This window comes from Yersinia frederiksenii ATCC 33641 (genome assembly GCF_000754805.1).
GTDB lineage: Bacteria > Pseudomonadota > Gammaproteobacteria > Enterobacterales > Enterobacteriaceae > Yersinia > Yersinia frederiksenii.
Window position 1 is genome coordinate 3,812,301 of record NZ_KN150731.1, and the last position, 16,749, is coordinate 3,829,049.

Below are 16,749 nucleotides of genomic sequence, written 5' to 3' on the forward strand. Positions count from 1 at the left end.
GTTGTCGCTTAATAAATAGTTATTGGTTAAGGCATAAATGATGGACATGGAAAATCTAACCTGGTTGCACGGCAAACCCAAAGCAAATGGTATGTTAAAAGCCAATCCAGAAGACTTTGTGGTAGTCGAAGATCTGGGATTTGAACCTGACGGTGAAGGTGAGCATTTACTGGTACGTATCCGCAAAAATGGCTGCAATACCCAGTTTGTTGCTGACTATCTGGCGCGTTTTGCCAAGATTCATCCACGTTTGGTAAGTTATGCGGGGTTGAAAGATCGTCACGCCGTCACCGAGCAATGGTTCTGCTTACACTTGCCGGGCAAAGAAGCTCCGGACCTGTCCACTTTTGAGCTGGAAGGCTGTGAGGTCCTTGAGTCTGTGCGCCAAAAAAGAAAACTGCGGATAGGTTCATTGAAAGGCAATGCTTTTACCTTGATTTTGCGCCATATCACCGATAATCAGGACGTAGAACAGCGATTGCAGCAGATAGCCGCGCAGGGCGTGCCTAACTATTTCGGGAGCCAGCGATTTGGTCGTGGTGGCAATAATCTGGTGCAGGCTCGGTTATGGGCTAATAATGAAATTCGAGTAAAAGAACGCAGTAAACGCAGCTTTTATTTGTCAGCTAGCCGCAGTGCCATGTTCAACCTGATTAGCAGCTGCCGTTTGGCACAACAGCAGGCGACGACCGTATTGGCTGGCGATGCATTGCAGCTCTCGGGGCGCGGTAGTTGGTTTGTGGCTGAAGCAGAAGAACTGGCCACGTTACAGCAACGCGTTGATGCGGGTGAATTGAATGTCACTGCGCCATTGCCGGGTGATGGCGAGCTGGGTACCCAGGGCGAAGCACTGACTTTCGAGCAGGCATGCTTAGCAGAGCAAACCGAGCTATTGGCATTGATTAAACGCGAGCGTGTTGAGGGAGCCCGTAGGGCTATCTTGCTGAAACCACAGAATATGACGTGGAATTGGTGGGATGAGGTCACTTTGGAACTCAGCTTCTGGCTGCCCGCTGGCAGTTTTGCCACCAGTGTGGTGCGAGAAATTATGAATCAGGACAATGCCGATGCTGCGGATATTGCTGAGTAACGACGACGGCATTACTGCGCCGGGTATCCAAACACTGGCATCAGCATTGCGAGAGTTTGCCCAGGTACAGATTGTGGCACCGGACCGTAATCGCAGCGGTTCTTCTAATGCCTTGACGCTAGATAGCGCTTTGCGTATCACGACGTTGTCCAATGGTGATATTGCCGTTCAGCAAGGTACGCCGACCGATTGTGTCTATTTGGGCGTCAATGCGTTAATGCGTCCCCGGCCTGATATTGTCGTTTCGGGTATCAATGCGGGCCCAAATCTGGGGGACGATGTTATCTACTCTGGTACTGTGGCGGCGGCGATGGAAGGGCGGCACTTGGGATTCCCTGCATTGGCCGTCTCGCTCAATGGTCACCAGCACTATGCTACGGCGGCGGCAGTCACTTGCCGGATATTGCGTGCGTTACAGCATAAACCGTTGCGTACCGGTAAAATACTGAATATTAATGTACCTGACTTACCTTTATCTGCAATTAAAGGGATTCGGGTAACACGTTGTGGTAGCCGTCACCCGGCAGAGCAGGTATTTTGTCAACAAGACCCACGGGGACAAGATCTCTATTGGATTGGGCCGCCGGGGGAAAAGTTTGATGTGGCGGATGACACTGATTTCGCAGCAGTTGAGCAAGGTTATGTTTCTATCACACCATTGCAGGTTGATTTAACCGCCTATGCGGCGCAACAGGTGGTTGAAGATTGGTTAACCAACATGACGTTAGCAAATACCGAGGTTGACGGAGAATGGTAAATAAACGCATGCAAACATTGTTGATGCAGTTACGTCAGCAGGGCATTACAGACGAACGCTTGTTACAGGCGATCGAAGCTGTGCCGCGCGAGCGTTTTGTGGATGAGGCGTTATCCCATAAGGCCTATGAGAATACAGCCCTTCCTATAGGTTCAGGGCAAACTATTTCTCAGCCTTATATGGTGGCGCGCATGACGGAGTTGTTGCAATTGACGCCGACTTCGCGGGTATTAGAGATTGGCACGGGTTCTGGTTATCAGACTGCTATTTTGGCGCATTTAGTCGAGCATGTATGTTCAGTAGAACGAATCAAAGGGTTACAGTGGCAGGCAAAACGTCGCCTGAAACAGCTTGATCTGCATAATGTCTCTACCCGCCATGGTGATGGCTGGCTAGGTTGGGCATCACGCGGGCCATTTGATGCGATCATTGTGACAGCGGCTCCGCCAGAAATACCCAATGCATTACTTGAGCAATTGGACGAGGGGGGGATATTAGTCCTGCCGGTGGGGGAGCAATCTCAAATACTAAAATGTGTGCAGCGTCGTAACAATGAGTTCCAGATTGAGACGGTAGAAGCGGTACGCTTTGTTCCTTTGGTAAAAGGAGAATTGGCTTAAATAAAATATTCTTATTTCAGCCTTAATCTTTTACTACGTCCTTAGCACAATTTTTATGCTAAATATCGGACAAAAATCAGTAACATAAATTTTATGGTGTGGCAGGCGCGGTATTGATAGCATGCGCGCTTGCGCATTTTGTCTCTTCAGTTTGGGCTCGTATAGATGTGGCTCACACTGTGGAACCTTTTAAAACTCGAAAATGAGTGGCGTAGTGGCTATCAGACTGATGTTGTTGATTATCGTCAGTTGAGCACTTTAACTATCGACCACTGATAACTACAGTGTAAAAGGTATTTTTGATATATCGCTTATTATTGCTGTCATGGGGGAAGCATGAGCACGGGAAGCCCAATGATTACATTACGCCGGGTCGCGGCATGTACGGTTATGAGTTTATGGTTGGTGGGTTGTAGCAATGATAATACGACCTCTGCACCAATTAGCAGTGTCGGTGGTGATCGTTCAGATACCATGCTAGGCGGCTCGAACACCAATAGTTCAGGTGAGCGCATAGTTTATAACCGTAGCTACGACAATATCCCCAAAGGAAGTTACAACGGCAATACCTATACCGTTAAACGCGGTGACACGCTGTTTTATATTGCTTGGATAACCGGAAATGACTTCCGAGATCTGGCGGCAAAAAACAATATTGCTGAGCCATATAGCCTGAATGTGGGGCAATCCATCCAACTTGGTAATGGTTCTAGCGGTGGGATGTTAGCTGCAACTGATGCCACATCAGGCGGAATGACAAAACCGCCAGCAAATATTCAGAACACAACTACAATGGTTGATTCTCAATCAACTAGCGCGTATTCTGAAAACTCGGGTAAACAGAATGTTGGTAAAATGTTACCAGCAGCAGGAGCAGTTGCCGCAACGACCGCCCCTGTTACTGCACCTAGCAGTGTCATCAGTGACCCTACCAGTAATGGTGGTCCAGTGAGTAGCTGGAAATGGCCAACTGAAGGTAAAACGATCGATAGCTTCTCAGCTTCCGAAGGGGGCAATAAAGGGATTGATATCGCCGGTTCTCGTGGTCAACCAATTTTCGCTACAGCAAATGGGCGAGTTGTGTATGCCGGGAATGCACTGCGTGGTTACGGTAATCTTATCATCATCAAACACAATGATGATTACCTGAGCGCCTACGCTCACAACGATACAATGCTGGTCCGGGAACAAGAAGAAGTGAAGGCGGGTCAAAAAATAGCAACCATGGGTAGCACCGGAACCAGTTCAGTAAGATTGCACTTTGAAATTCGTTACAAGGGGAAATCCGTAAACCCGCTGCGTTACCTTCCGCAGCGATAGATTGGGCAGAATACGCTGTATTCTGCTCGCCGGATTCACGGGTAGGAGCAGCATATGAGCCAAAATACGCTGAAAGTTAACGAGTTGCAGGAAGATGTTGATTTTGACGAAAACAGTACGGAAACTGAAATTTTCGACGAAAAAGCATTAGTTGAAGATGAACCTACCGAAAGTGAGTTAGCAGAAGATGAGCTGTTGGCGCAAGGTGTTACTCAGCGAGTGCTGGATGCAACACAGCTCTATCTTGGTGAGATTGGTTATTCGCCGCTGCTGACCGCAGAAGAAGAGGTTTATTTTGCCCGCCGTTACAGTAATCGCGGCTTAGCGCTGCTGGATCTTATTGAAGAGGGTAACCTCGGCCTGATCCGTGCGGTGGAAAAGTTTGACCCTGAACGCGGTTTTCGTTTTTCCACTTATGCCACTTGGTGGATTCGCCAGACAATTGAACGGGCAATAATGAACCAAACCCGTACTATTCGTTTGCCTATCCATATCGTTAAAGAATTAAACGTTTATTTGCGTACCGCACGAGAACTTTCTCATAAATTGGATCATGAACCGAGCGCTGAAGAGATTGCTGAGCAACTCGACAAACCGGTTGATGATGTGAGCCGTATGTTACGTCTTAATGAGCGTATCACTTCTGTTGATACACCTTTAGGCGGCGACTCAGAGAAAGCCTTGTTAGATATTCTGTCTGACGAAAACGAAAATGGTCCAGAAGACACTACGCAAGATGACGATATGAAGCAAAGTATCGTGAAATGGCTGTTTGAATTGAATGCAAAACAGCGCGAAGTTCTGGCTCGTCGTTTTGGTTTGCTAGGGTATGAAGCTGCAACACTGGAAGATGTTGGCCGTGAGATTGGTTTGACACGTGAACGTGTCCGCCAGATTCAGGTCGAAGGTTTACGCCGTTTGCGGGAAATTCTGCAAGGGCAGGGCTTGAGCATTGAAGCGTTGTTCCGTGAATAAATGTTGCTGATAAAACACAAAAACGGTGAACTGATGTTCACCGTTTTTTTATGCCTGTCACTGACCTTTTGACCCGTTACTGGCTGTTTTAGAGAGCACTACACCATATTCTTCAGGCGATAAATCCACTCTAGTGCCTGACGCGGCGACAGTGAATCGGGATCCAGCGCTTCTAATGCTTCAACCGCTGGCGGCACTTCTTCATTGAGCAAGGTCATTTGTGAGCCATCAATTTTACTTGCGGCGGCATTGTTTGACAGCGATTCCAGTTCTTTCAGCTTTTGTCGTGCCCGCTTAATCACATCTCGCGGTACACCGGCCAGTGCTGCCACCGCCAATCCATAACTTTTACTGGCTGCGCCATCTTGCACACTGTGCATAAAGGCGATGGTCTCACCATGTTCCAGTGCATCAAGATGAACATTGACCACGCCCTCCATTTTTTCCGGCAAGGTGGTCAGCTCAAAGTAATGGGTAGCAAACAGGGTCATGGCTTTAATCCGGCTAGCCAGATTTTCAGCGCAGGCCCAGGCCAGTGACAAACCATCATAAGTCGATGTCCCACGACCAATTTCATCCATTAATACCAGACTTTGTTCTGTGGCATTGTGCAGAATATTGGCGGTTTCTGTCATTTCCACCATAAAAGTCGAGCGGCCAGAGGCCAGATCGTCAGCCGCACCGACGCGGGTGAAGATGCGATCGACCGGGCCAATGGTTGCCTGGTCTGCAGGAACATAGCTCCCCATGTGCGCTAGCAAAACAATTAATGCAGTTTGACGCATATAGGTACTTTTACCACCCATGTTTGGGCCAGTAATGATCAGCATTCGCCGCTGAGGTGATAAGGTCAGTGGATTGGAAATAAAGGGTTCACTGAGCACTTGTTCGACAACTGGATGGCGGCCACCGGTAATTTTGATCCCGGGTTTATCACTCAGAATAGGGCAGTTGTAGTTAAGTGTTTCAGCTCTTTCAGCCAGGTTCGCCAGTACATCCAATTCAGCCAGAGCATTGGCGCTGGTTTGCAATTCGGATAAATGTGGCAATAGCAGATCGAAAATCTCTTCGTATAGCCCTTTTTCAATGGCCAGCGCTTTGCCTTTGGAGGTTAGAACTTTGTCTTCATACTCTTTTAGCTCAGGAATAATGTAGCGTTCAGCATTTTTCAGAGTCTGTCGGCGGACATAATGGATAGGAACCAGATGACTTTGGCCACGACTAACCTGAATGTAATAGCCATGTACACCATTAAAACCCACTTTTAGTGTATCCAGCCCCAGCTTTTCGCGTTCACGGATTTCCAACCGATCCAGATAGTCAGTTGCACCATCGGCTAGCGCCCGCCACTCATCTAACTCAGCATTATATCCCGGTGCAATAACGCCGCCATCACGCACCAGTACCGGCGGTGCTTCAACGATTGCGCGCTCCAGTAGGTCTTGTAATTCATCAAACTGACCAACTTGTGATAGTAAGTTTTGCACATGGGGAACATTCACCGGTTGCAATAAGCGATGAATCTCCGGCAACTGTTGGAAAGCATGACGCATACGAGCCAAGTCTCTTGGACGGGCTGTACGCAGGGCCAAACGCGCTAGAATACGTTCTAAATCACCGACTTGACGCAATGGCGCTTGCAGTTCGGCAGTAATATCTTGCAGACCACCAATGGCTTGCTGGCGGTCAGTGAGGATGTTGATGTCACGAATTGGCATATGCAGCCAGCGCTTGAGCATACGGCTGCCCATCGCGGTCACGCTGCAATCAAGGATTGCGGCCAGTGTATTCTCAGTTCCACCTGACAAATTCAGCGTCAATTCGAGATTACGACGGGTCGCGGCATCCATAATAATGCCATCTTGCTGGCGCTCCATCGTCAAACCACGAATATGGGGCAGGGAAGTGCGCTGAGTATCTTTAACATATTGCAGCAGACAACCTGCGGCACGTAATGCTTGATGCGCTTGTTCCACACCAAAACCGATTAAATCACGGGTGCCGAATTGCAAATTAAGCTGCTGTTTAGCTGTTTCCAGCTCAAATTCCCATAATGGGCGGCGGCGTAGGCCATGCCGATGTTCGATCAGCGACATTTGCTCGAAGTTTTCTGGGTAAAGTAGCTCTGCAGGATTGGTTCGTTGCAGCTCGGCGGCCATAGTTTCGAGGTCGGCGGGCTCTGCCACTCTAAAGCGGCCGGAGCTGATATCCAAGGTTGCGTAACCAAATCCACGGGCATCCTGCCAAATAGCGGCCAATAAATTATCCTGTCGCTCTTGTAACAAAGCTTCATCACTCACGGTGCCAGGGGTGACGATACGCACGACTTTACGCTCGACCGGGCCTTTGCTGGTGGCCGGGTCACCGATTTGCTCGCAGATAGCCGCGGATTCACCCAACTGCACCAGTTTCGCCAGATAGTTTTCTATCGAATGGTAGGGAACTCCTGCCATCGGAATGGGTTCACCGGCTGATGCTCCCCGCTTGGTCAGTGAAATATCCAGCAGTTGTGAAGCCCGCTTGGCATCACTGTAGAACAGTTCATAAAAATCCCCCATCCGGTAAAACAGGAGGATATCAGGGTGCTGGGCTTTGAGCCGTAGATACTGCTGCATCATCGGCGTGTGGGAGTCGAGTTTATCGGTATTATTCATGCGGCTTTTGTCTATAATCCATTGAATTTAAAGTTAGTTGTGATTTTTATTATTATCGTTGGCATCACATGATTTTACGGTTAACACGGGAATCTTGCTACCGCTTATCAAGTCCTTTTACCAGCCGATATACTAGCTTAGCAGCCCGAAAACTGACATAGGTAAAAACTCTAACCTTACGTAGCCACGAAAATCAGCCCCTTGATTAAGGGGCTGACAATACTGACTGCGAATCTGGCTGGGGTTATTTAAAGATGGGGTTACCAGGAAATAGAGCTTGAGCAGCCTGGCGCAACTGGTTGGCTTGCGCGATATCATTCTGATACTGGGTAATCATGATAAGGCTTTGATAAACATTGGGGTCATTGTGAAGCTGAATGTATTGCTCTGCCCACATCCTGAACTGCGTCAGGAACGCCGGATCAGGGTTGTGATTAAATTGCAGTAACAGGTTGATATGACGGATATATTGATATCTTTCCCATTGGATATAGGGATTTATCAGGTTATCTAGTGGCTGCATATCCACTAAACCACTTCTTTCGGAGAGTGTCAGTACCCGACCAGTTTTGAAACCTGTCAGCATAAATAGCAGAGTGCAGAACGCCGATAAAACAATAGCGCCATGCAGCCAGCGCCGCCATAAGCTCGCAGTGGATGTTGCTGCAACCAGCATGTTTTCCTGAACCATCAGCCGACCCAGTAAAATCAGTACCAACCAGTGACCAGCGGATTGATAAAGAGGCCACTCAGTCATCAGGTGTAAGGCTATCGGTAAGCTAAGCACCCAAAAAGGGAAAACCTTCTTGGGTTGAACTAACAGTGGCTTGATATATCCGATAGCCAATAGCAACATTCCGATCAGTGCGACGATCCCACCCTCAGCCCAACCATAAAGAATTTCATTATGGGGGTGAGAAGGATAAGTATAGTGAGTGGGCACCAGCCCAGCCTGCGCCAAAGTGTGGGCAAAGGCATATTCGAAACGGCCCATTCCCCAACCTAGCCAAGGGTGCTGCTGTATCATATGCCAAGTATATTCCAGTATTAACCAGCGGTCGGCATTGCTGCCATCCTTTGATACTAGAAAAGTGCTTTTAATCTCTAGCAGGTAAAAAGCGGCCAGTAAGCTCAGTAGGCTGCAAAGCCACAAGCCGATTAGTTGCCGTTGACGCCAGTAATAGAGGGAAAGTAAAACTAAGGTAGTCACTCCGCCGAGCCAGCCAATCCGTGATTGCAAAAGCATTAAGACACCAGGGAAAACCAGCAGTGTGAGAGTGCTTATGCCACGAATGGCCCGACGGCTAGAGATTATAAATAGGTAGGTTGCGATGGCGTAACCTGTTGCCAGATAGCTGGCTAGCACGTTGGTTTGCTGGAAGATCCCATAAGGGCGCTGTGCGGTATCAAACTCCATCCAGTTATCAGAGGTAAAAACAAACCATTGCAGTAGGGTCAGTATGGTTTGTCCCCAGGCTGACAGAAGTATCAGCAGCAGCCAGCCCTGCCGCGTATTGTTACTTAGCTTCAGACGAAACAGCCCCAGCAGCAGTATGACTCCCCCCCACAAACCCAGAATCCGAGGTAACCAAGCGCCTACGTATTGTAATGAGGTGGGCCATAACCCTGGAAGTGTCAGCAATAATGCCCCAAACAGTAACCACCGATCGCTCGAAGGATTCACGAAGTAGGTCTTTTCACTGTGCGGCCAATAGAGTGCTATCGCCAGGAGTGCCATCATGGCCCAGATGACTATATTGGTGGGAAGATGAAGGCCTGAACCACCTCGATTGATTTCATAGTGCATCATGGCAATAAAGGTCATGGCCACAACCACCGTAATAACAAGGTTAATTCTTTGCCCGGATAAAATAGGTCTTATAAATGGAAATTTCATAATTTTCATGTGGTTAGTATTTTTTCGAACAAAGTAATGCACTATAGTCAGTTAACTAACTATTTTATGTTTGATTTATAACCACTATTAATAGTGACTATGTTTACTTTTCCGTTGGATGAGCAATAAACCAACGTAATGAATTCATAACTTTAGTTTCGGACATTTTGGCTCTGTTCTCGTCGACCAGTTTCATTAATACCAGCCTCGCCGTGTAAATATCCAACTGTGCTTTGTCAGCAAGTTCTCTGGTTTTTGGCCAATTAATAACAGGAGGTGGTGTGTCAGAAAACTGCTCCTTTAGAGCATTACAATGCTCTTCCAAAATTCCCATAACTTCTTCTTTCCGTTTATCCTTGGGTTTCATTATTTAATTCCTCATGCGATGTATATTTTGAGAATGTTTTATTTCTTATATTCTCAATTTTTTGTTTATATTTCTCACCTGGTGGTGGGATTTTTCCTACAAATAAAAAGATAATTCATACGACAAATGAAATGACTTCTTATTTATTTCTTCTTTTTTTTTAGATCCTTATTTTTACCATGAAAAACGACTTGTTAAATTTAACAATTAGACACGGGTTTTGTGGTTAATAAATACTATTTTTTATTCAACTAGTAAATGAAATATGTTTTTTTAAGCTTGATGGAAAAACTGAATTTTATATTTTTTTATGTTTATTTTCATGTGGTTACGGTTTTTTTTGACATAAAAAAACCTCGCTTATCTCATAGAGGCTCAAAGAGTTAGCAAGGTTTAACTGTATTATTATTAAGCTTTTTCTGCTTCAGGCATTACAATGACGAGTATTTAATATCGATTATAATTTGACTTATGGAATAAGCAATCATTAATTTCGAAAAAGCGACTTTTAGCGATCTAATGTGTCGATTTGCTTCTTTTCGCAGTGCTATATGTCGAAGGTGCAATGTTTATCGATCAAAGTTATCGATATTATTGTGTTAAATTAGTTAATTAAGTTAAAGACTCTGAATTTTAGTTATTTGAATTAAATAGCTATGAAGTAGTCTCCTATATTTGTATTATCTGCGGCGAACAAAAAGGGCTTTAACGTTATTTAAATGTTTTCTTAATGATGTAGGCATTCATCAATGTCTTCTCATCGACTTTATGGCTCTATGTAGTTCTTGGTTAAACTTCTCGTATTTAATCGATAAGAAACCACATGAATATTTATTTTTAAACTACTTCGAAGCGGTATTTACCTTGATTTTATTGAGGTAAATCGGCGGGCAAAATTTTAATTGTGTATAAAGGAATCATGTAATGAAACTGAATAAAACTATCTTGGCTGCTGCACTGGTATTAGGTTTTGCTTCTATGGCTAACGCTGCTGATCAAGGCCAAGGTACTGTAACTTTCAATGGTTCCATCATTGATGCACCTTGCTCAATCGCTGCGGGTTCTGATTCACAGACTGTTGAAATGGGCCAGATCTCTAACGTTGCTTTGCAGAATGGTGGCAAATCATCAGCTCATGATTTCAACATCAAGCTGGAAAACTGCGACATCTCTACTCTGAAAACTGTAACCACCACTTTCGGCGGTATGGAATCAGTAGCAGTACCTGGCCTGCTGGGCATCACTGGTGTTGCTGAAGGCGCTGGTATCGCAATCGTTGATGGTTCAGGTTCTGTAATTACTCTGGGTACTGCAACTGGCGAACAGACTCTGGTTGCTGGTAACAACACCCTGGCATTCTCTGCTTACCTGCAGGGCAGCACTGCTTCTGACGCGATCAAACCAGGTAGTTTCTCTAGCGTTGCAGACTTCACGCTGGCTTACCAATAAGTATCCCTTTTCTAATTCGGCATGCGGATTCGTCCGCATGTCTTTTTCTCCTGAGAAAGATACGTGTTGGGTGAGTTAGGTGATTTATGTCCAAGTCATTTTTTTTGCTAGTGCCTCCTTCCTTACTGATGGCGTCATTACTGAGTTTACCGGTAATGGCTGACCCCATGAAAACAGACTGGGGCCGCGTGAGTATGGAAGGAAGTATTATTGATACTGCTTGTGCGATAGATCCAGGAAGTTTGGAACAGACCATTGATATGGCGATCTTGCCAATAGGTCAGTTAGTCCAAAACGGTGTGGGAAATGATCATCCATTCGAGATTCGTCTGAATGATTGCACTATTGCCCATGCTGATTCGAGCAAATCTAACCGGCAGCACTTTACCGTGACTTTTGACGGTACAGCGGACGGTAGTAATTATGCGGTTTACGGTGAAGCCGAAGGGATTGCAATGCAAATCATTGATGATAAAGGCAATGCTTCTATTCCTGGCGTCGCGTCACCGGAAATAAATATTATTCCTGCTGATATGAAACTCAATTATGCCCTGCGTTTAGTGGGCAATGGCAAGATGCTGCGTGCTGGAACTTATCATTCTAGCGTTCGTTTCACATTGGATTATTACTGATTTCAATGAGTAAGGTGACATATCCCATGCTATCCGCTCGTTCCATCACCACCGGTATTGCCCGTCGTGATTTATTACGCATTTTGATCGTAGTTGCGTTAAGTGGCAATGCTTATGGCGCGTTAGCCAGTGATGATATTCAGTTTAATACCGATGTATTGGACACCAAGGATCGAGCCAATTTCGATCTGAGCCAATTCTCCCAACGTGGTTTTATCATGCCGGGGAGTTATAACTTATTGGTTCATATGAATAAGCAAGATATTGGTGAGCAGCCAGTAACATTTTATGCCGCGGAAAAAGACCCTAAAAAAAGTGAGGCATGTTTAACACCCAAGTTGGTTGAATTACTGGCACTGAAAGAAGATAGCTTTAAAAAACTAACTTGGTGGCGTGATGGGGAGTGTTTGGATATCAGCAGCTTGCCTGGTCTGACCGTGCAAGGCGATTTAGCCACTTCATCACTTTATTTGAGTGTGCCGCAAGCTTGGCTGGAATACAGCGAACCTGATTGGGATCCACCTTCACGTTGGGAGGAGGGTATTTCTGGGGTTCTTTTCGATTACAACTTGTTAGGGCAACTGAACCGCCAACAGACGAACAATACCAGCAACAATAGTTTGAGCGGTAATGGTACGACTGGAGCTAACTTGGGTGCCTGGCGTTTTCGTGCTGACTGGCAGACGCGTATTGATGAGGTTTCTGGTTCGCCAACTGAACGTCAATGGGATTGGAGCCGCTTTTACGCCTACCGTGCGATACCTAATTTGGGTGCCAAGCTGACGTTGGGTGAGGATTTCTTGAACTCCGCTATTTTCGATAGTTTTCGCTTTAGCGGTGTCAGTTTGGTGACTGATGACAATATGTTGCCGCCGAATTTACGTGGCTATGCACCAGAAATTACCGGTGTGGCTCGGACCAATGCGCGCGTCGTTGTGAGTCAGCAAGGGCGTGTATTGAGTGAGACTTTGGTTGCCGCAGGTCCTTTCCGTATTCAGAACCTTAACAGTTTTGTGTCCGGGGCACTGGATGTTCGTGTAGAAGAACTTGATGGACAAGTTCAACAATTTCAAGTGAATACCGCCAGTATTCCTTATTTGACTCGCCCAGGAATGGTGCGTTACAGAGTTGCTGCGGGTAGGCCTTCTGAGATGGGCCATCAGGCTGAAGGGCCGGTATTTGGTACTGGGGAATTTTCTTGGGGGATCAATAACGGCTGGTCACTGTTTGGCGGTGGGATCAGTGGTGAAAACGAGTACCAAGCGGCGTCCATGGGTATTGGTCGTGACTTGATGGAGTTTGGTGCGGTGTCGGTGGATATGACCCAATCTTGGGCGACCTTACCGGACCAAGGCACCTTGAGTGGTGGCTCTTATCGAGTCAACTATTCAAAAAACTTTCAGGAAACCGGCAGTCAGGTGACGTTTGCGGGCTATCGCTTCTCTGAACGTAACTTTATGAGTATGAGCCAATATATTGATGCACGTTATCGTGGCGATAACGTGGGTGGCAATAAAGAGATGTATACCGTCAGTTTCAACCAGCAGTTCCGTGATCTGGGGTTGAGTGCGTATCTGAACTATAGCCATCAGACGTATTGGGATCGCTCGGCTAATGACCGTTATAACTTGTCGTTAGCTCGCTATTTTGATGTAGGTAAATTTAAGAACGTCAGTATTACTTTGTCAGCGTATCGCAACCGTTATAACGAAAATAACGACGATGGGATGTATTTATCTATGTCCATGCCGTTTGGCAACAGCGCAACAATCAGTTATAGCGCGACAGTCAATGGCCGCGAAAACAGTCAGCGAGTGGGATATGCCGACCGTATCGATGCTCACAACAATTACCAGGTCAATACCGGTGTGGCACGTAGCGGCGCGTTAGTGAGTGGTAACTACAACCACATAGGGAATAGTGCGGATATTAACGCCAATGCCAGTTATCAAGAAGGGCAATATTCTTCTGTGGGTATCGGTATTCAGGGTGGCGCAACAGTCACTGCTGAGGGTGGGGCGCTACATCGGGTTAATACGCTCGGTGGTACCCGATTACTGCTTGATACCCAAGGTGTAGCCGGTGTGCCGGTGCAAGGGTATGGCTCAACAATTCGCACCAACCAATTTGGTAAAGCGGTAGTCGGTGATGTGAACAGTTATTACCGCAACCGAGCCAGTATTGATATTGATAACCTGGCAGATGATGTTGAGGCGAGAGGAACAGTCGCGCAGGTTACCCTGACTGAAGGTGCCATCGGTTATCGCCGCTTTAATGTGATTTCCGGTGAAAAAGCGATGGCCATGATACGCATGGCAGACGGTACATCGCCGCCATTCGGGGCAACTGTATTAAATGAAAATCAGCAAGAAACCGGCATTGTTAACGACGACGGTTCTACTTATCTCAGTGGGATCAAAGCCGGTGAAACCATGTCAGTACAGTGGAATGGGCAGGCGCAATGCAGCGTCACTCTACCGAAGATGCTGTCTCCGGCAGTGCTGGCAAATTTACTGTTGCCTTGCCAGCCGATAGCGGTTGGGGATAAGCCCCCGGTGTCACAGTAGAACCGTTGAGTAATGAACCCTGCGGATAGCCGCTCGTCCACATAAAAGAAGACGATTGGCACCATCTGGTTCTGACATGAATAATTGAAGGAAATAAGGTAATGAAATTGAATAACAAATTGCGTATCACCACGATTCTGGTGACGGCACTTATCACTCAGCAAGCAACAGCTGCGATCGCACTGGACAGAACTCGGGCGATCATTAATGGCAGTGATAAATCGATCAGCCTGAACATCAGCAACCAGAATAAGCAATTGCCTTATCTGGCACAGGGCTGGATTGAGGATGAGCAGGGTAACAAAATCAATACTCCACTGACGGTGGTTCCACCGGTTCAGCGTGTTGAGCCAGGTGCTCTCAGCCAGTTAAAAGTACAGACTTTGCCTGCAGTGAGCCAGTTGGCGCAAGACCGGGAAACGCTGTTCTATTTTAACCTGCGCGAAATTCCGCCGCGTTCAGACAAGCCCAATACTTTGCAGATTGCTCTGCAAACGCGCATTAAACTTTTTTATCGTCCGACCAGCATCGTGCCCCAAAAGGCCGACATGTCGACACCATGGCAGGAAAAGTTACAGCTGACTCGTCAGGGCGACCGTTATCAAGTTAATAACCCGACGCCGTACTACATCACTCTGGTAGATGCCAGTGATAGTAAAGCTGGGAAAACTGCAGCGGGTTTCAAACCGTTGATGATCGCACCAAAAGCCCAGGGCATGTTGGATGTTAGCGCCGCTGCATTAGGGAGCAAACCTGTACTGACTTATGTCAATGATTTCGGCGGTCGTCCAAAGCTGATCTTTAGCTGTGCGGGCAGTACGTGTTCCGTGGTTGAAAGCATCAAATAACCACTGCTTAAGTATGGTCATAATAGCAATAAGGAATATGGGATGGCTGTTGTTTGTAAGGGATTAGTTACCCGGCTGACCCCGATGGTCATGAAGGCCATGATTGGGATGACGGCCATCGTAGGAACAATGACATTATTTAGCAGCCCTGTTTGGGCGCTAAATAAGACTGCAACGGTTAATGTTTCGGTCAGTATTATTGCTGCACCGCCCTGTGTGATTAATAGCAACAATACCATCAACGTTAATTTTGGTGATGACCTGCTGACGTCAAACATTGATGGTGTTCAGTATATGAAGCCAGTGAGCTATTCCCTGAACTGTACTGCGGCGGCAAAGAATGCACTGAAAATGAGCATCAAGGGTAATGGCGCGAATTTCGATACCACAGTGTTGAAAACCAGTAATTCGAGCCTGGGCATAAAATTGATACAGGGTGGGCAAGTATTGCCGCTTAACAGCACATTTAATTTTACTTACCCAGCTGTCCCTGTCTTACAGGCAATACCGGTTAAGCAAACAAATGCGACGTTAAGTACGGGATATTTTTCCGGCACAGCAACCTTGGTTGTGGAGTACCAATAATGAAAATGAATTCACTCACATCGTGTTGTTCCGTTGCTGTGGTTCTGGCTCTCAGTAGTACGTTAGCGTATGCGGATAACATGCAGTTCTCGGGCACGTTAATTAACCCACCACCTTGTGTGATTAACAACACTGGCACCATTATCGTTGATTTTGGTGATGATATCCTGACTTCGCATGTTGACGGTGCTCAGTATATAAAACCGGTGACTTATACATTGAATTGTACGAGTGCGGTGTCCAATTCGCTAAAAATGACGATTAAGGGTGATGGTGCGGGCTTTGATACTACGGTCTTGAAAACGAGTAATTCGAACCTGGGCATCAAGTTAGTACGAAATAATCAGCCATTAACACTGAATTCTACATTTACGTTCACCTACCCGACGATACCGGTATTACAGGCAGTACCGGTTAAGCAAGCAGGGGCGACGTTGAGTACAGGATATTTTTACGGTACAGCGACCATGGTTGTGGAGTATCAGTAATGAAAAATATCTCACTGATATCATGCTGTTCTGTTGCTGTTGTTTTTGCATTGAGTAGTTCGTTAGCGGATGCCGATGACATGCTGTTCTCCGGCTCGTTAATTAATCCCCCACCTTGCGTAATTAGCGGTGGTGACACCATAGATGTGTTTTTTGGGGAAAATCTGGGGGTGAAAAAGATTGATGGCACCAATTATACCCAGAATGTGCCTTACAGCATTACGTGTGATCCTGTTTCTGGCGGCTTGGAATTAGGTCTGACGATTGTTAGCGCGTCGGTTACCACATTTGATTCCTCCGCAATACAAACCAATGTCCAAGACTTGGGTATTCGTTTAATGAGGAATGGTACCCCTTTTGTACTTAATACGCGTGTTGCTTATGACAAAAATAATCCGCCAGTTCTGACCGCTGTACCTGTTCAGGCGGCGGGGGCAACATTAAGTGAAGGGGCCTTTGAGGCTACCGCTACATTATTAGTGGATTACCAATAGGATCAA

15 protein-coding genes are annotated in these 16,749 nt (G+C 46.5%); 12 read left to right on the plus strand and 3 right to left on the minus strand.

Features of this window, described 5'->3' with window-relative positions; all coding sequences use genetic code 11:
• The first annotated feature begins 40 nt into the window (after nucleotides 1-40).
• From truD to rpoS, 5 genes are all read left to right on the plus strand, one after another.
• Nucleotides 41-1,090 (plus strand): tRNA pseudouridine(13) synthase TruD, encoded by a 1,050-nt coding sequence (gene truD, locus DJ58_RS04985; protein WP_032910008.1) that lies wholly within the window; start codon nucleotides 41-43, stop codon nucleotides 1,088-1,090.
• Nucleotides 1,068-1,847 (plus strand): 5'/3'-nucleotidase SurE, encoded by a 780-nt coding sequence (gene surE / locus DJ58_RS04980; RefSeq protein WP_032910009.1) that lies wholly within the window; start codon nucleotides 1,068-1,070, stop codon nucleotides 1,845-1,847. The genes truD and surE overlap by 23 nt, the downstream gene beginning before the upstream one ends.
• Nucleotides 1,841-2,467 carry a protein-L-isoaspartate(D-aspartate) O-methyltransferase gene (locus DJ58_RS04975; protein ID WP_032910010.1) on the plus strand — a complete coding sequence of 209 codons (627 nt, stop codon included), beginning with the start codon at nucleotides 1,841-1,843 and terminating at the stop codon, nucleotides 2,465-2,467. The genes surE and DJ58_RS04975 overlap by 7 nt, the downstream gene beginning before the upstream one ends.
• 354 nt (nucleotides 2,468-2,821) lie before the next feature.
• Complete coding sequence (gene nlpD, locus DJ58_RS04970) at nucleotides 2,822-3,787, plus strand: murein hydrolase activator NlpD (RefSeq protein ID WP_004706287.1); 966 nt, start codon at nucleotides 2,822-2,824, stop codon at nucleotides 3,785-3,787.
• A gap of 54 nt (nucleotides 3,788-3,841) precedes the next feature.
• Nucleotides 3,842-4,762 (plus strand): RNA polymerase sigma factor RpoS, encoded by a 921-nt coding sequence (gene rpoS / locus DJ58_RS04965; protein WP_004706288.1) that lies wholly within the window; start codon nucleotides 3,842-3,844, stop codon nucleotides 4,760-4,762.
• Between the two features lie 98 nt (nucleotides 4,763-4,860).
• Here the strand turns inward: rpoS and mutS are convergent, their stop codons facing one another.
• The 3 genes from mutS to DJ58_RS04950 form a co-directional block, all read right to left on the minus strand.
• Complete coding sequence (gene mutS, locus DJ58_RS04960; protein WP_004706289.1) at nucleotides 4,861-7,416, minus strand: DNA mismatch repair protein MutS; 2,556 nt, start codon at nucleotides 7,414-7,416, stop codon at nucleotides 4,861-4,863.
• Nucleotides 7,417-7,660: 244 nt separating this feature from the next.
• Nucleotides 7,661-9,226, minus strand: a complete 1,566-nt coding sequence (locus DJ58_RS04955; protein WP_370447132.1) for a PglL family O-oligosaccharyltransferase — start codon at nucleotides 9,224-9,226, stop codon at nucleotides 7,661-7,663.
• 190 nt (nucleotides 9,227-9,416) lie between these two features.
• On the minus strand, nucleotides 9,417-9,680 hold the full coding sequence (locus DJ58_RS04950; protein WP_004706291.1) for a hypothetical protein: 264 nt from the start codon (nucleotides 9,678-9,680) through the stop codon (nucleotides 9,417-9,419).
• Nucleotides 9,681-10,604: 924 nt separating this feature from the next.
• Between DJ58_RS04950 and DJ58_RS04945 the strand changes: the two genes are divergently transcribed.
• The 7 genes from DJ58_RS04945 (at nucleotide 10,605) to DJ58_RS04915 (ending at nucleotide 16,743) form a co-directional block, all read left to right on the plus strand.
• Complete coding sequence (locus DJ58_RS04945; RefSeq protein WP_004706292.1) at nucleotides 10,605-11,129, plus strand: fimbrial protein; 525 nt, start codon at nucleotides 10,605-10,607, stop codon at nucleotides 11,127-11,129.
• 128 nt (nucleotides 11,130-11,257) lie between these two features.
• Nucleotides 11,258-11,761: a fimbrial protein gene (locus DJ58_RS04940; protein ID WP_004706293.1), complete on the plus strand. Its 504-nt coding sequence runs from the start codon at nucleotides 11,258-11,260 to the stop codon at nucleotides 11,759-11,761.
• Nucleotides 11,762-11,787: 26 nt separating this feature from the next.
• A complete protein-coding gene (locus DJ58_RS04935) occupies nucleotides 11,788-14,328 on the plus strand; it encodes an outer membrane usher protein (RefSeq protein WP_004706294.1) in 2,541 nt (846 codons plus the stop codon).
• Nucleotides 14,329-14,429: 101 nt separating this feature from the next.
• The gene (locus tag DJ58_RS04930) at nucleotides 14,430-15,176 is read left to right on the plus strand and encodes a fimbria/pilus periplasmic chaperone (protein ID WP_004706295.1); all 747 of its coding nucleotides are present in this window, start codon (nucleotides 14,430-14,432) and stop codon (nucleotides 15,174-15,176) included.
• A gap of 42 nt (nucleotides 15,177-15,218) precedes the next feature.
• The gene (locus tag DJ58_RS04925) at nucleotides 15,219-15,761 is read left to right on the plus strand and encodes a fimbrial protein (RefSeq protein WP_004706296.1); all 543 of its coding nucleotides are present in this window, start codon (nucleotides 15,219-15,221) and stop codon (nucleotides 15,759-15,761) included.
• On the plus strand, nucleotides 15,761-16,249 hold the full coding sequence (locus tag DJ58_RS04920) for a fimbrial protein (RefSeq protein ID WP_050299553.1): 489 nt from the start codon (nucleotides 15,761-15,763) through the stop codon (nucleotides 16,247-16,249). The genes DJ58_RS04925 and DJ58_RS04920 overlap by 1 nt, the downstream gene beginning before the upstream one ends.
• Complete coding sequence (locus tag DJ58_RS04915) at nucleotides 16,249-16,743, plus strand: fimbrial protein (protein ID WP_004706297.1); 495 nt, start codon at nucleotides 16,249-16,251, stop codon at nucleotides 16,741-16,743. Before DJ58_RS04920 ends, DJ58_RS04915 begins: the two co-directional genes overlap by 1 nt.
• Nucleotides 16,744-16,749 lie beyond the last annotated feature (6 nt).

Coding starts and splice junctions, on each gene's coding strand:
- truD (WP_032910008.1), top strand. CDS start 41: ATGGACATGGAAAATCTAACCTGGTTGCACGGCAAACCCAAAGCAAAT.
- surE (WP_032910009.1), top strand. CDS start 1,068: ATGCTGCGGATATTGCTGAGTAACGACGACGGCATTACTGCGCCGGGT.
- DJ58_RS04975 (WP_032910010.1), top strand. CDS start 1,841: ATGGTAAATAAACGCATGCAAACATTGTTGATGCAGTTACGTCAGCAG.
- nlpD (WP_004706287.1), top strand. CDS start 2,822: ATGATTACATTACGCCGGGTCGCGGCATGTACGGTTATGAGTTTATGG.
- rpoS (WP_004706288.1), top strand. CDS start 3,842: ATGAGCCAAAATACGCTGAAAGTTAACGAGTTGCAGGAAGATGTTGAT.
- mutS (WP_004706289.1), bottom strand. CDS start 7,416: ATGAATAATACCGATAAACTCGACTCCCACACGCCGATGATGCAGCAG.
- DJ58_RS04955 (WP_370447132.1), bottom strand. CDS start 9,226: ATGATGCACTATGAAATCAATCGAGGTGGTTCAGGCCTTCATCTTCCC.
- DJ58_RS04950 (WP_004706291.1), bottom strand. CDS start 9,680: ATGAAACCCAAGGATAAACGGAAAGAAGAAGTTATGGGAATTTTGGAA.
- DJ58_RS04945 (WP_004706292.1), top strand. CDS start 10,605: ATGAAACTGAATAAAACTATCTTGGCTGCTGCACTGGTATTAGGTTTT.
- DJ58_RS04940 (WP_004706293.1), top strand. CDS start 11,258: ATGGCGTCATTACTGAGTTTACCGGTAATGGCTGACCCCATGAAAACA.
- DJ58_RS04935 (WP_004706294.1), top strand. CDS start 11,788: ATGCTATCCGCTCGTTCCATCACCACCGGTATTGCCCGTCGTGATTTA.
- DJ58_RS04930 (WP_004706295.1), top strand. CDS start 14,430: ATGAAATTGAATAACAAATTGCGTATCACCACGATTCTGGTGACGGCA.
- DJ58_RS04925 (WP_004706296.1), top strand. CDS start 15,219: ATGGCTGTTGTTTGTAAGGGATTAGTTACCCGGCTGACCCCGATGGTC.
- DJ58_RS04920 (WP_050299553.1), top strand. CDS start 15,761: ATGAAAATGAATTCACTCACATCGTGTTGTTCCGTTGCTGTGGTTCTG.
- DJ58_RS04915 (WP_004706297.1), top strand. CDS start 16,249: ATGAAAAATATCTCACTGATATCATGCTGTTCTGTTGCTGTTGTTTTT.